The 13,627-nt window shown below is 62.3% G+C and carries 11 protein-coding genes; 1 reads left to right on the top strand and 10 read right to left on the bottom strand.

What is annotated here, in order from left to right:
• Nucleotides 1-13: 13 nt before the first annotated feature.
• The 10 genes from P6U25_RS04185 to P6U25_RS04230 form a co-directional block, all read right to left on the bottom strand.
• Entirely contained in the window at nt 14-1,246 is a 1,233-nt protein-coding gene (locus tag P6U25_RS04185; protein ID WP_407150204.1) for an ABC transporter substrate-binding protein, read from the bottom strand.
• A gap of 210 nt (nt 1,247-1,456) precedes the next feature.
• Nucleotides 1,457-2,683, bottom strand: a complete 1,227-nt coding sequence (locus tag P6U25_RS04190) for an ABC transporter substrate-binding protein (RefSeq protein WP_407150205.1) — start codon at nt 2,681-2,683, stop codon at nt 1,457-1,459.
• Nucleotides 2,684-2,840: 157 nt separating this feature from the next.
• Nucleotides 2,841-4,070: an ABC transporter substrate-binding protein gene (locus P6U25_RS04195; RefSeq protein WP_407150206.1), complete on the bottom strand. Its 1,230-nt coding sequence runs from the start codon at nt 4,068-4,070 to the stop codon at nt 2,841-2,843.
• A 182-nt stretch (nt 4,071-4,252) separates the two neighbouring features.
• Nucleotides 4,253-5,479, bottom strand: a complete 1,227-nt coding sequence (locus P6U25_RS04200; RefSeq protein ID WP_407150207.1) for an ABC transporter substrate-binding protein — start codon at nt 5,477-5,479, stop codon at nt 4,253-4,255.
• 117 nt (nt 5,480-5,596) lie between these two features.
• Nucleotides 5,597-6,826 carry an ABC transporter substrate-binding protein gene (locus P6U25_RS04205; RefSeq protein ID WP_407150208.1) on the bottom strand — a complete coding sequence of 410 codons (1,230 nt, stop codon included), beginning with the start codon at nt 6,824-6,826 and terminating at the stop codon, nt 5,597-5,599.
• Between the two features lie 32 nt (nt 6,827-6,858).
• Nucleotides 6,859-7,902, bottom strand: a complete 1,044-nt coding sequence (locus tag P6U25_RS04210; protein ID WP_407150209.1) for a branched-chain amino acid ABC transporter permease — start codon at nt 7,900-7,902, stop codon at nt 6,859-6,861.
• Between the two features lie 2 nt (nt 7,903-7,904).
• The gene (locus P6U25_RS04215; protein WP_407150210.1) at nt 7,905-8,783 is read right to left on the bottom strand and encodes a branched-chain amino acid ABC transporter permease; all 879 of its coding nucleotides are present in this window, start codon (nt 8,781-8,783) and stop codon (nt 7,905-7,907) included.
• Between the two features lie 13 nt (nt 8,784-8,796).
• Entirely contained in the window at nt 8,797-9,510 is a 714-nt protein-coding gene (locus P6U25_RS04220; RefSeq protein WP_407150211.1) for an ABC transporter ATP-binding protein, read from the bottom strand.
• On the bottom strand, nt 9,507-10,304 hold the full coding sequence (locus tag P6U25_RS04225) for an ABC transporter ATP-binding protein (RefSeq protein ID WP_407150212.1): 798 nt from the start codon (nt 10,302-10,304) through the stop codon (nt 9,507-9,509). The genes P6U25_RS04220 and P6U25_RS04225 overlap by 4 nt, the downstream gene beginning before the upstream one ends.
• A gap of 69 nt (nt 10,305-10,373) precedes the next feature.
• On the bottom strand, nt 10,374-11,240 hold the full coding sequence (locus P6U25_RS04230; RefSeq protein ID WP_407150213.1) for an IclR family transcriptional regulator: 867 nt from the start codon (nt 11,238-11,240) through the stop codon (nt 10,374-10,376).
• 170 nt (nt 11,241-11,410) lie between these two features.
• On the opposite strand from P6U25_RS04230, the gene P6U25_RS04235 reads away from it, so the two are divergent.
• A complete protein-coding gene (locus P6U25_RS04235) occupies nt 11,411-13,507 on the top strand; it encodes a 3-hydroxyacyl-CoA dehydrogenase NAD-binding domain-containing protein (protein ID WP_407150214.1) in 2,097 nt (698 codons plus the stop codon).
• Nucleotides 13,508-13,627 lie beyond the last annotated feature (120 nt).

The following is a 13,627-nucleotide window of genomic DNA, read 5'->3' on the forward strand; positions in this document are numbered from 1 at the left end:
TTCGTGAGAGCGGTCAATTGCCGGCGATCTCGCCGCTGATGACGTCACCGAACAACTGCCAGCGTTCGCCCTTGAACTGCATGAGCTGGAGTTGCTCGATCGGCTGGAAGTCGCCGGGACCGGTGGTCAGCGTCACGCCCGGCAGCAGGCCTCCTTGCGCGAACTGCTTCAGGCTCGCCGCCTGCGCCATCACGTTGGCGCGGGTGAGGTCGTCGCCGCAGCGGCGCAGCACCTCGACCATGGTGGTCGCCATGTTGTAGCCGGTCATCGCCGAGGAATCGACGCGGTTGGTGTCGGGCATGTACTTGGCGAGCAGTTCGTCGAAGGCCTTCATGCCGGCATCGTCCTTCCACTGCGGATCGCTGGCATCCTTGGCATAGGCCGCCGAGATCACGCCCTGCGCATTGTCGAGCCCTGCCGGCCGCATCACCGTCGCGGTCGAGGCCGACACGTTGGAGACGATGGTGACCGGCTTCCAGTTCATCTCGCCGAGCTTCTTGATCGCCTGCGCGCCGAACTTCGGCGTGGTGAAGAAAATGACGACGTCGGGATTGTACGACTTGAGCCGCACCACGTGGGAATCGATGGTGGGTTCGGCGACCTCGTAGCTCTCTTCGGCGACGATGCGCGAAGAATCGCTGGCGAAGCCGTCCTTCAGGCCCTTGAGATAGTCCTTGCCCATGTCGTCATTCTGGTAGAGCACCGCGACGTTGGTGGCGGGCTTCTCCTTGAGCAGATATTTCGCGTAGATCAGCGACTCGCTCTGGTAGCTGGGCAGCCAGCCCATGGTCCACGGGAAGGTTTTCGGGGCGTTCCACTTGGTCGCGCCGGTTGCGACGAACAGTTGCGGCACCTTCTTGGCGTTGAGATATTTCTGGATCGCGGTGTTGGAGGCGGTGCCGAGCGTGCCGAACAGCAGCAGCACCTCGTCGCTCTCGACGAGCTTGCGGGCCTGCTCGACCGCCTTCGGCGGTGAATAGGCATCGTCATAGGAGATGAAGTTGATCTTGCGTCCGTTGATGCCGCCGTCGTCGTTCACCTTCTTGAACACGGCGGCCATCGCCTTGCCGACCACGCCATAGGCCGAAGCCGGGCCGCTATAGGGCACGATGTTGCCGATCTTGATTTCGGTGTCGTTCGCACCCGTGTCGTATTTCTTCTGCGCCAGCGCGGCGCTGCCGGTCGCGGCGGCGACGGCGAGGCCGAGAAGGGCGGTTGCGACACGGCGTCGGATCGGCATCGGCATATCCTGAAGGCTCCTTGTTTGCTGCCGCCTTTCTGAGACGGCTGGTTTCTTGTTGGTCTGCCGCCGGTTACCTAGCGCATTGCCAGGCCGAGTGTAAGCAGGCAGCGTTACTGGCGGGCCTTTTCCGGGTGGGCGGACGGGGCTTATGGCTAACGAAAGCCTCCCGCGACGGTATCGCGGGAGGCTGCATCATTCGACTCGGGCAGGAGGTCAGCCGCCGACGTCGGCGCTGATGACGTCGCCGAACAGTTCCCACTTCTCGCCCTTGAATTTCATCAGTTGAAGCTGGCTGATCGGGGCGAAATCGGTCGGACCGGTGTTGATCTTGACGCCGGGCAGCAGCACCTCGGTGCGGAAGTCCTTGAGGCTCGCGGCCTGCTTCATGATGTTCTCGCGGGTGAGATTGTCGCCGCACTGCTTGAGCACCTGCACCAGCGTCTGCGCCACGCCGTAGCCGACCACGGTACCACCGTCGAGCTTGTCGCCTTCCGGGAAATCCTTGGCCATGAAGGCGTAGAACTCCTTCATGCCGGGGTCATTGTCCCACTGCTTGTCGGACGCATCTTTCAAATATGCCGCCGAGATGATGTTTTGGGCGTTCTCGAAGCCGGCCGGCTTGAGCACGCTGCCGACCGAGGCTGAGACGTTGTTGAGGAAGTGAGTCGGCTTCCAGCCGACCTCGGCGACCTTCTTGATCGCCTGTGCGGCGAATTTCGGCGTCGCGATGTCGATGAAGACGTCCGCGTTGCTGGCCTTCAGCTTGACGATGTGGCTGTCGATGGTCGGCTCGGAGGTCTCGAAGCTCTCCTCGGCAATGATCATGCTCGCCGCCTTCTGGCCGAGCCCGTCCTTGAGGCCCTTCAGATAATCCTTGCCGTAGTCGTCATTCTGATAGAGCACCGCGATCCTGGCGTTCGGCAGATTTTTCAGGATGTATTTTGCGTAGATCTGGGTCTCGCTCTGGTAGTTGGGCTGCCAGCCCATGGTCCAGGGGAAGTCCTTCGGATCGTTCCACTTGGTGGCGCCGGTCGCGACGAACAGTTGCGGCACCTTCTTGGAATTCATGTATTTCTGGATCGCCGAGTTCGACGGCGTGCCGAGCGAGTTGAAGATCAGCAGCACCTCGTCGCTTTCGACCAGCTTGCGGGCCTGCTCCACGGCCTTTGGCGGCGAATAGGCGTCGTCATAGGAGATGAAGTTGATCTTGCGGCCGTTGATGCCGCCGGCGTCGTTGATCTTCTTGAAGTAGGCGGCCTCGGTGCGGCCGATGATGCCGTAGGCGGACGCGGGGCCGCTGTAAGGCATGATGTTGCCGATCTTGATCTCGGTGTCGCTGGCCCCGGTGTCGTATTTCTTCTGGGCAAGCGCCGCACCACCCGATGTGGCGACGAGCGCAAACGCGGCCGCAAGGACCGCAAAACCTCTGGTAGCGGACATTAAGTCTCTCTCCCTGTGATCGGACTGATGTGTCGCGGCCTCCTGTTTCGAAGGCTCTTTTGTTGTTCGCCGTGATTATCATCTTACCCCGGCCGCCTCAACGAAAAGCCCCTGCGACATTGCCGCAGGGGCTGCGTCTTTAGTCGGCCCTCAAAGCTTAACCACCGACATCGCTGCTCAGGATGTCACCAAAGCGCTCCCAGGTCTCGCCCTTGAAACGCACCAATTGGAGCTGCGACAGCGGCGCGAAGTCGGTCGGCGATGTGTTGACCTTGATGCCCGGCAGTAGTCCGCCGAGCTCGAGGTCGTGAATGCTCGCCGCCTGCTTCATGACGTTCGCGCGGGTCAGATTGTCGCCGCAGGCCTTCAGCACATGCACCAGCCCCTGGGCAACCGTATAGGCATACATCACCGAGGCGTCGGAGCGGTTGGCATCCGGATAGTACTTATCCAGGAACTTGTTCCAGGCGATCATTCCGGGATCGTTCTTCCACTGCGGATCGGTCGGGTCCTTCAGGTATTGCGATGAGATGATACCCTGTGAGTTCTCGAAGCCGGCCGGCTTGATCACGCTGCCGATCGAGGCCGAGACGTTGTTGAGGAAGTGCAGCGGCTTCCAGCCGAGCTCCGCGTTCTTCTTGATCGCCTGCGCGGCGAACTTCGGCGTCGTGATGTTCACGAAGACGTCGGCGCCGGACGCCTTGAGCCTGACGATGTGGGAGTCGATGGTCGGCTCCGTCACCTCGTAGGCGTCCTCGGCGACGATCATCGATGCAGCTTTCTGGCCGAGCCCGTCCTTCAGACCTTTCAGATAGTCCTTGCCGTAGTCGTCGTTCTGGTAGAGCACGGCGATCTTGGCGTTCGGGTGGTTCTTCAGGATGTCCTTTGCATAGATCTGGGTCTCGCTCTGGTAGTTGGGCTGCCAGCCCATGGTCCAGGGGAAGTCCTTCGGATCGTTCCACTTGGTCGCGCCGGTGGCGACGAACAGCTGCGGCACTTTCTTCTGGTTCATGTATTTCTGGATCGCCGAGTTCGGCGGCGTGCCGAGCGAATTGAAGATCAGCAGCACCTCGTCGCTCTCGACCAGCTTGCGCGCCTGCTCCACCGTCTTCGGCGGCGTGTAGGCGTCGTCATAGCTGATGAAGTTGATCTTGCGGCCGTTGATGCCGCCTTCGGCATTGATCATGCGGAAGAAAGCTTCCTCGGTCTTGCCGATCACCCCGTAGGCGGACGCCGGACCGCTGTAAGGCATGATATTGCCGATCTTGATCTCGGTGTCGGAGGCGCCGGTGTCGTATTTCTTCTGTGCGATGGAGGGGGTCGTGGTTGCTGCGAGCAGCGCGAGGGCAGCCGAAACAGCCCCCAATCGCAAACGGATAGCAGGCATTTTGATCTCCCTTGGATCACGGTGAATGTGTCATGTTTGTTGGATTGGGAGCACTTCGCGGCTCCTTGCGGCATTGAATACCTTTCGCCTGGCACCAGCAACAAAAAGCCCCCCGCGACCGGATCGCGGGGGGCGTCATTTAGTCGAAGGTGCAGGCTTGGGAACGCCTGGCCTGTGCCGGCTCAGTTGCTCATGTCGCCCGACATGATGTCGCCGAACAGTTCCCACTTCTCGCCCTTGAAGCGCATCAACTGGAGCTGCTTGATCGGCGCAAAATCCGTCGCCGACGTGTTGACGGTAATGCCCGGCAGCAGCGTGTCGGGGGCGAAGCCCTTCAGGCTAGCAGCCTGCTTCATGATGTTGGCGCGGGTGAGGTCGTCACCGCACATGTCCAGCACCTTCACCATGGTCTGCGCTGCGGCGTAACCGAAGGCGGTCGCGCCATCGAGCTTGTTGGCTTCGGGATAGTCCTCCTTGAGGAAGGCGAAGAACTTCTGCATGCCCGGGTCACTGTTCCATTGCGGATCGGATCCGTCCTTGAGATAGGCGGCCGAGATGATGCCTTGCGTGTTCTCGAATCCCGAGGGCTGCATCACGCCGCCGACGGAAGCCGAGACGTTGGCGACGAATTGCAGCGGCGTCCACGCGATCTCGGCGACCTTCTTGATCGCCTGCGCTGCGAATTTCGGTGTCGCGATGTTGATGAAGGTGTCGGCGCCGGAGGCCTTCAGCTTGACGATGTGATTGTCGATCGCGGGCTCCGAGGTCTCGTAGCTCTCTTCGGCGACGATCATCGCGGCCTTGTCGCCGAAACCATCCTTGAGGCCCTTGAGATAATCCTTGCCGAAATCATCGTTCTGGTAGAGCACGGCGACCTTGGCGTCCGGCTTATGCTTGATCACGTACTTCGCGTAGATGTGCGCCTCGTCCTGGTAGCTTGGCTGCCAGCCCATGGTCCATGGGAATACCTTGGGAGCGTTCCATTTCGAAGCGCCCGACGCGACGAAGAGCTGCGGCACCTTCTTCTCGTTCATGTATTTCTGGATCGCGGAGTTGGTCGCGGTGCCGAGCGAGTTGAACACCAGCAGCACTCCATCGCTCTCGACCAGCTTGCGCGCCTGCTCCACCGTCTTCGCCGGCGAGTAGCCGTCGTCATAGGAGATGAAGGTGATCTTGCGGCCCCTGATGCCGCCGGAATCGTTGATCATCTTGAAGTACGCGGCCTCGGTCTTGCCGATCACGCCGTAGGCCGAGGCGGGACCGCTATAAGGCATGATATTTCCGATCTTGATTTCGGTGTCGCTGGCCCCGGTGTCGTAGGTCTTCTGGGCCATTGCGACGTTGCAGCTCGTCACGATCAGTGCGAGCGCCGGCAAGAGCGCCGCCAGCGACAGGCGTACTGCTGCCATGGTTTCCCCACCTCGTTTTTTTGGTCCATGTATTGAATACGATCGGCGTCGGTCGTCAACAAAAAGCCCCCGCAACACCAGTCGCGGAGGCTTGCCGTTTGTTTCTGCACTGCAGCGTTATTCCGAGGGAACGTCGCCGGAAATGATCTCGCCGAACAACTCCCACTTCTGACCCTTGAAGCGTTGCATCTGCAACTGGGCGATCGGGGCGAAGTCGGTGGCCGAGGTGTTGATCTTGACACCCGGTAGCAGCGTGTCGGGCGTGAAGTCCTTCAGGCTCGCCGCCTGCTTCATGACATTGGCGCGGGTGAGGTCGTCACCGCACATCTCCAGCACCTTGGCCAGCGTTTGCGCTGCGCCATAGCCGTAGACGACGCCGTTGTCGGTCTTGTCGACACCCGGCATGTACTTGTCGAGGAACGCGTTCCACTTCTTCATTCCGGGATCGTTCGCCCATTGCGGGTCGGAGCCGTCCTTGGCATAGGCCGCCGAGAGCACGCCTTGGGCATTCTCGAAGCCAGCCGGCTGCATGACGCTGCCGACCGAGATCGCGACGTTGGTGATGATCTGCAGCGGCTTCCAGCCGAGCTCGGCGGTCTTCTTGATGGTCTGCGCTCCGAACTTCGGCGTGGTGTAGATCAACAGCACGTCCGGATTGGCGGCCTTGATCTTGACGATGTGGCCGTCGATCGAGGGTTCGGACACCTCATAGCTTTCCTCCATGATGATGCTGGAGGCCGCCTTGGCGCCGAAGCCGTCCTTGGTGCCCTTGAGGTAGTCTTTGCCGAAGTCGTCGTTCTGGTAGAGGATCGCGACCTTGGCGTCGGGTTTTTCCTTCATCAGCCATTTGGCGTAGATATGCGCCTCGCTCTGATAGCTCGGCTGCCAGCCCATGGTCCACGGGAAGCTTTTCGGATCGTTCCACTTGGTCGCGCCGGTGGCGACGAACAACTGCGGGATCTTCTTGGAATTGAGATATTTCTGGATCGCGGTGTTCGATGGCGTGCCGAGCGGATTGAACACGACGAGCACCTCGTCGCTCTCGACCAGCTTGCGCACCTGCTCGACCGCCTTCGGCGGCGAATAGGCGTCGTCATAGGTGATGAAAGTGACCTTGCGGCCGTTGATGCCGCCCTGGTCGTTGATCATCTTGAAATAGGCTTCTTCGGTCTTGCCGATCACGCCGTAGGCGGACGCGGGTCCGCTATAGGGCATGATGTTGCCGATCTTGATCTCGGTATCGCTTGCCCCGGTATCGTATTTCTTCTGGGCAAACGCGGCAGGGGACGACGCGGCAAAAGCGATGACCGCCGCGGAAGTCGCGGCGATCCGTAGTGCAAAAATCATAATATCTCCTGGTTGGTCTTCCTGGGGTTTTCTTAGTTCTTCTTGAGCTTCCCGATCAGTTGCTGGGCAACGATCGCAACTTGCCTGGCGCCGTGCGGCACGAGGAAGATGACGAGGAACAGCAGCACGCCGAACACCGCGCCGGAGAGTCCCTTGGAGACGCTCTCGGCGATATTGGGCACGAAGATGATGAAGGCGCTTCCCACGATCGAACCGGGCAGCCAGCCGACGCCGCCGACCACCATGCCGAGGAACAGCGAGATCGCGAGCTGGATCGTGTAGCCGTCGGGCGCGACGAACTGCACGGCAATGGCTCCGAGGCCGCCGGCCACGCCGGTGATGCCGGCGGAGACGCCGAACGCCAGCGTCTTGTAAAGCGAGACGTCGACGCCCATCGCCGAGGCCGCGATCTCGTTGTCGCGGATCGCCATGAAGGCGCGGCCCGAGCGCGAGCGCAACAGGTTCACCGCGGCGACGTAGATCGCGATCGTGATCGCCAGCGTGAAGTAGTAGAGCCACATGTCCTGCGAGATCTTCAGGTGGAGGCTCGACAGCAAACTTTGCAGGTATTCGGGCGCATCCGGCTTGGTCACGACAAGGCCCTGCACACCGCCGGTCCAGTCCTCGAAATAGCCGAGCTTCAGGAGCTGCGGCATCGCGGTCGCGAGCGCGAAGGTCGCCAGCGCCAAATACACGCCGGACAGCCGCAGCGCGGGCAGGCCGAACAGGAAGCCGAACCCGAAGCAGATGATGCCGGCGATCGGCAGCGTCAGGGCATAGTTCATGCCCGCATGCTCCATCAGGATCGCCGATGTGTAGGCGCCGACCGCGTAGAACGCGCTCTGTCCGAGCGAGAACTGTCCGCTGCCTCCGGTCAGAATGTTCAGCGCGAGCACCGCCAGCCCGTAGATCAGCAGCATCGTCAACTGGAAGATGATGAAGTTCTTGACGAACAGCGGGATGACGATGAGCGCGACGAGCACGACAAGCGACGTGCCATAGCCGAGCGTCATGGCGCGCTTGGGCACGGCCTCGACGGCTGGGGCTTCCGTGACGACTTCTTCAGCAGCGCTCATGATCAAACTCGCTTCACGATGGCGCGGCCGAACAGGCCTGCCGGTTTGACGACCAGGACGACGATGATCAGCGCAAGCGCGATCGGAAGTTTCAACTCATTGCCGACGCCGGGGATGTAGGTGCCGACAAGGTTCTCGAAGATTCCGACCAGGAAGCCGCCGATCACGGCGCCGAACGGGCTGCTCAGCCCGCCGAGCACCGCCGAAGCAAATCCATAGATCAGCACGCCCAGCATCATGTTGGGCTCGAGGAACACCACGGGCGCGATCAGCATGCCGGCGATCGAGCCGATCGCCGCAGCCATGCCCCAGCCGAGCGCGATCATCCAGGAGGTGTTGATCCCGACCAGCCGCGCCGATTCAGGCAACGAGGCGGCGGCCCGCATCGCCAGGCCGATCCGGGTGAAGCGGAAGAAGAAGAACAGCAGGAGCAGCAGCAGGATCGTGACGCCGATCATGCCGGCCTGGTGTGTCGAGATGAGCTGACTGCCGAGGAACGGCGAGGAGCCGAACGGCGTCGGATATTGCTTGATGGTGAAGTCCCAGATCAGGCCGGCGACCGAGTTGATGATCGCATACAGCGCGATGAAGCCGGCGACGTTGGTCAGCACCGGCGCCTTCGCCAGCGGCTTGAACAGCAGCCGCTCGATCACGATGCCGGCGGCGAACGAGAACGCGACCGTAATGACGAAGGCGCCCCAATAGGGCACGCCCCACTGCATGAGCTGCCAGGACACGAAGGTCGAGAACATCGCCATCTCGCCCTGGGCGAAATTCAGGTGGTCGATGGCCTGGTAGATCATGACTACCGCGAGCGCCATGCAGGCATAGATCGCGCCGGTGGCGATGCCGGCCAGGACCTGGTTGGCAAAAAGCTCCATTGTGCCAGCTCCCTTAGTAGCCGAGATAGGATTTGCGGACGTCTTCGTTGTTCGCGATGTCCTTGGCGTTGCCCGACATCACGATCCGTCCGGTTTCGATCACATAGGCCTGGTCGGCAAGCTCCAGCGCGAGCTGCGCGTTCTGCTCGACCACCAGGATCGTCACCTTTTCCTCGCGATTGATCTTGCCGAGGATTCCGAACAGGTCGCGCACGATCAGCGGCGCCAGCCCGAACGACGGCTCGTCGAGCAGCATCAGCCGCGGCCGCAGCATCAGCGCGCGGGCGACCGCGAGCATCTGCTGCTCGCCGCCCGAGAGCGTGCCGGCCTGTTGCGAATAGCGTTCCTTCAGCTTCGGAAAATGGTCGTACATCCGCTCGATGTCGGCGACGATGTTCTTCTTGTCGGTGCGAGTGATGGCGCCGAGCTGCAGGTTCTCCTCCACCGTCATGGTGGTGAAGGTGCCGCGGCCCTGCGGCACATGCGCGATGCCGAGACGGACGACGTTCTCGGTCGAGCGGGTGCCGATCGGCTTGCCCTCGAACTCGATCGACCCGGTCGAACGCACCATGTTGCAGATCGCGCGCAACGTGGTGGTCTTGCCGGCGCCGTTGGCGCCGAGCAGCGTGGTCAACGATCCCTCGTTGAGCGAGAAGTTGAGACCATGCAGGGCCTGGACCTGGCCGTAATAGGCGCGCAAGTCCTTGACGTTGAGCATCGCGGTCATTGGTCCTTGCTCCCCAGATAGGCTTTGATGACATCCGGGTCGGCTTGGATCTGGGCCGGCGTTCCCTCGGCGAGCTTGCGGCCGAAGTTGAGCGCGACCACATGGTCGGCGATCGACATCACGAGGCCCATGTGGTGCTCGACCAGCAGCACGGTGATCTTGCGATCGGCGCGGATTTTGCGGATGAGGTCGCCGAGCACGTGGACTTCCTCATGGTTGAGGCCGCCGGCCGGCTCGTCGAGCAGCAGGATCTTCGGATCTGCGGCCAGAGCGCGCGCCAGCTCGACCCGCTTCTGGGTGCCGAACGGCAGGCCGGAGACCACGGTGTGGGCGACATTCTCGAGGTCGAGATAGCCGAGGATCTCGTGCACCTTCTTGTTCATGTCGGCCTCGCCGCGGCGAACCCAGGCAAGGCGCAGCGAGTCGCTGACGATGTCGCTCGAGGTGCGCGCATGGGCGCCGACCCGCACGTTGTCGATCACGGAGAGATTGGGAAACAGGGCGACGTTCTGGAACGTGCGGCCGATCCCGATCTCGGCGATCCGGTGCGGCGGACGCGTCAGGATGCTCTTGCCTTCCATCAGGATGTCGCCGGATGACGGCTGATAGAGTCGTGACAGGCAGTTGAACAGCGTGGTCTTGCCGGCGCCGTTCGGTCCGATCAGTCCGAGGATATTTCCCTGATGCATGTCGAAGGACACGCCGTTCAGCGCGATGATGCCGCCGAACACGACGCTGACGTCGCGAACCGCGAGCAAGGGCTGTTGTCCCTGCGCGAGCTGTGCCTGCGTCATCTCGTCTCGCCCGCCATCAATTCGCGGTGCGAGCGACCTTGCGACGTGGTTCGCGGGTCGTGATGGAGGCTATCTGATCCCCTCGGCCAAACGTGCAACTTTCCCTCCTACTCTGGACTTTTTGCTTGCTTCTTTTTTTGATTGCGGCGCCATCCCACCGAGCGCTTGCTCGATGTTCCTTACCATCGCGACAAGGCGAGGTCCAATGTCGTTGCGCAATCTATCTTCCGTGAAGCGGAATGCCGGAGCGCCACAGTTGAAGGCATAGGGACCGGTTCCGTCATTCAGCTTCAAGCCAACGCCCACCGCGGCGACATCGTTCTGCCAGTCGCCCGTGGACATCGCGAATCCATACTTCGCCACCATCTCGCCGGAGCGTTCGATGCCATCGCGCATCTTGGCCCAGCGGCTGCCGTAGTGGTCCCGCAGCTCGCGCAATAATGCCGCACGCTCGTCCGGCGGCAATGTCCAAATATAGGCACGTCCCATCGCGGTGGTTGCGATGGGTATCCTTGAACCGACGTCGAGTTGCACGCCGAGCGTCAGGCCGTTCCGGCTTTGACCGAAGTAGATCATGCTGTGGCGGTCGCGGCCGCCGACCGCAACGGCACCGCCGGTCGCGCGCATCACGTCTTCTCGATAGGGCTCGGACAAATGCCGAACACCGAGATTTGCAAGAGCTGCATAGCCGAGCGCCATCGCCGACGGCGCGAGCTGGTACTTCTCGAATTTTGGGACGGGTGTAAGGTAACCCAGCTTGGTCAACGTGTAGGTCAGCCGGGAAACGGTCGGCTTCGGCAGGTTGGTGCGCGCCGCAATCTCCTGATTGCCGAGAAGCCCATCGTTGGGTTGGAATGCGCGCAAGACGTCGAGTCCGCGGGAGAGCGCCACGACGAAATTGCGATCGGTCGCAACTTTCTTGCCAGAACGTTTCATTCCCCGTCGCTTTGTCATGCTCGTTGACAAGGCTCGTGCTTCAAAATAACCCTCGCTGTCAAGGTGTGGAATTAAATTTCGCAGTGCGAAATTAATCGGACGTAGCGGCTTGACGCAAGTTGCGCAGCTACTCAACACAAGTCCAAGAACAGCATCCAGGGAGAGTCCCCGTGAGTGAAGTCGTCAAGCTCGAGCGTCATGACAACATTGCTGTGGTCACGGTTAACAGCCCCCCTGTGAACGCGCTGAGCGCTGCAGTGCGCGGCGGTATTTTCGAATGCATGAAGAGCGCGATTTCAGATCCGCAGGTGCAGGGCATCGTGCTGACCTGCGGTGGCCGCACCTTCATCGCCGGCGCCGACATCACCGAATTCGGCAAGCCGCCGAAGCCGCCCGGTCTCGCCGAAGTGCTGAGCCTGATGGACGACTCCCCAAAGCCGATCGTTGCTGCGATTCACGGCACGGCGCTCGGCGGCGGCCTCGAGGTCGCGCTGGCCTGCCACTATCGTGTCGCCACCAAGGATGCGAGGCTCGGCCTGCCCGAGGTCAAGCTCGGCCTGCTGCCGGGCGCGGGCGGCACCCAGCGCCTGCCGCGTGCGGTTGGCCCCGAACTCGCGGTCAAGATGATTGTCGGCGGCGATCCGATCAGCGCCGATGCGGCGCTGAAGGCCGGCCTGATCGAGGAGATCGTCGAAGGCCCGGCGTCGGGCGGTGAGGCATTTGCGCGCAAGGTGGTCGCCGAGAAGCGTCCGCTGCGCCGGCTGCGCGATGACGACTCCAAGCTCGCCGCGGCCAAGGCCGACCGTTCGATCTTCACCAATGCCGTTGCCGCGATGACCAAGAAGGCGCGCGGGCTCGAGGCGCCGTTCGCGGCCGCCGACGCCGTCGGCGCCGCGATCGATCTGCCGTTCGACGAGGGTCTGAAGAAGGAGCGCGAGGGCTTCCTCAAGCTGGTCTCGAGCGACCAGTCGAAGGCGCAGCGCTATGCCTTCTTCGCCGAGCGCGAGGCCGCCAAGATTGCCGGCGTGCCTGATGGCACCAAGTCGCGCGACGTCTCGCGCGTCGCCATCATCGGCGCCGGCACCATGGGCGGCGGCATCGCGATGTCGTTCGCCAATGCGGGCATCCCGGTCACGCTGATCGAGACCGGCGAGGAGCAGCTCAAGCGCGGCATGGGCATCATGCAGAAGAATTACGAGGCGACCGCGGCGCGCGGCGGCATCCCGGCTGATGCCCCGGCCAAGCGGATGGCGTTGATCAACGGCGTGGTCGGTCTCGAGAACGTCAAGGATGCTGACCTGGTGATCGAGGCGGTGTTCGAGACCATGGCGGTCAAGAAGGAAGTGTTCGGCAAGCTCGATCAGTATGCCAAGCCCGGTGCCGTGCTTGCCTCCAACACCTCCTATCTGAACATCGACGAGATCGCGAAGGAAACCAAGCGTCCGCAGGACGTGCTGGGCATGCACTTCTTCTCGCCGGCCAATGTGATGAAGCTGTGCGAGATCGTGCGCGCCGACAAGACCGCGCCGGACGCGCTGGTCACCGCCGTCTCGATCGCCCGCAAGATCGCCAAGGTGCCGGCGGTGGTCGGCGTCTGCGACGGATTCGTCGGCAACCGCATGCTGGCGCAGCGCGGCAAGCAGGCGGAGAAGCTGTTGTTCGAGGGCGCGCTGCCGCAGCAGGTCGACGCGGTCGTGACCAAGTTCGGCATGCCGATGGGCCCGTTTGCGATGGGCGATCTCGCCGGCCTCGACATCGGCTGGCGCTCGCGCAAGGACCGCGGCATCAAGTCCGAGATCGCGGATGCGCTGTGCGAAGCCGGCCGCTTCGGCCAGAAGACCGGCAAGGGCTACTACAAGTACGAGCCGGGCTCGCGCGCGGCGCTGCCTGATCCGGAGGTCGAGAAGCTGATCGACGAGACGCTGGCCCGCCTTGGCCGCAAGAAGCGTGTGGTGACCGACGACGAGATCCTCGAGCGCATGATGTACCCGATGATCAACGAGGGCGCGAAGATCCTCGCCGAGGGCATCGCGGCGCGGCCGAGCGACATCGACGTCGTCTGGCTCTATGGCTATGGCTGGCCGATCTATCGCGGCGGTCCGATGTTCTGGGCCGACGCCGTGGGCCTGAAGCATATCGCCGATCGTCTCGCCTTCTATGCCAAGGAGACCAACGATCCCTCGCTCGAGCCGGCGCCTCTGCTCAAGAAGCTCGCGGACGAGGGCAAGACCTTCGCCTCGCTCGCCGCGCCATCGAAGGCGGCTTGATCATCTTCGGCGATACAACGGCAGTGACAGGGTTCCCTCTCCCCTTGTGGGAGAGGGTTAGGGAGAGGGGTGGCCGCATCGGCATTGCCCGTGTGAACCCCCTTCCCCAACCCCTCAGAG

This window comes from Bradyrhizobium sp. ORS 86 (assembly GCF_045571475.1).
Taxonomy (GTDB): Bacteria; Pseudomonadota; Alphaproteobacteria; order Rhizobiales; family Xanthobacteraceae; genus Bradyrhizobium.